Below are 1,054 nucleotides of genomic sequence, written 5' to 3'. Positions count from 1 at the left end.
GTGCTCGCGGCCGCCGCCGTGGCGCTCGCCCTGGCGACGGCGGGTGCCGCGCTGGTGAGCCGGCGGCTGCTGCGCCAGACCCACGGGCTCGGACCGCACGAGATGACCCGGATGTACGAACACCACGACGCCGTGCTGCACGCCGTTCGCGAGGGCGTGCTCATCGTCGACGACGGGGGCACCCTGCTGCTCGCCAACGACGAGGCACACCGCCTGCTCGCGCTGCCCGCCGACGCCGAGGGCCGGCACGTCCTCAGCCTCGGTCTCGACCCGGGTACCGCCGACCTGCTGGCCTCCGGACGCCTCGCCACGGACGAAGTGCACCTGGTCGGGGACCGGCTCCTCGCCATCAACCAGCGGACCACGGACCGTGCGGGCGTCCCGCCCGGCAGCGTCGCCACCCTGCGCGACTCCACGGAACTGCGGGCCCTGTCCGGGCGGGCCGAGACCGCTCGCGAGCGACTCAACATGCTCTACGACGCCGGAGTGGGCATCGGGACCAGCCTGGACGTGACCCGCACAGCCGAGGAACTCACCGAACTGGCCGTGCCCCGGTTCGCCGACTTCGTCACCGTGGACCTGTTCGACGCGGTACTGGGCGGTGGGCAGCCGAACGCGGTGGCCGCGCTCAGCCGTACGGCGGTGAGCGGGATCCGCAAGGACGCGCCGCTCTACCCGGTCGGCGAGCGCATCAGGTTCGTCGAGTCCTCCCCGCAGGGCCGCAGCCTCGCCACAGGCAGCCCGGTCCTGGAGCCCCGGCTGAGCAAGGCCCCGGGCTGGCGGGCGCAGGACCTCGATCGCTCCGCGCAGATCGTCACGTACGGCATCCACTCGCTGATCACCGTGCCGCTGCGGGCCGGCGCCCTGGTGCTCGGGGTGGTCAGCTTCTGGCGCTACGAGAAGCAGGAACCGTTCGACACCGACGAGCTGGCCCTGGCCGAGGAACTGGTCACCCGGGCCGCCGTCTCCATCGACAACGCGCGCCGCTACACCCGCGAGCACAGCATGGCCGTGACCCTCCAGCGCAGCCTGCTTCCCCGCAACCTGCCCGAGC

At 73.1% G+C, this 1,054-nt stretch carries 1 protein-coding gene; it reads left to right on the top strand.

The features are described 5' to 3' along the window. A partial coding sequence (locus ABZ281_RS50405; RefSeq protein ID WP_356665662.1) for a GAF domain-containing protein occupies positions 1-1,054 on the top strand: 1,054 nt, incomplete at both ends.

It is taken from the genome of Streptomyces sp. NPDC006265, from assembly GCF_040613555.1.
GTDB lineage: Bacteria > Actinomycetota > Actinomycetes > Streptomycetales > Streptomycetaceae > Streptomyces.
Note: the sequence above shows the minus strand (reverse complement) of the source record. Positions and strands in the feature narration are given on the sequence as shown.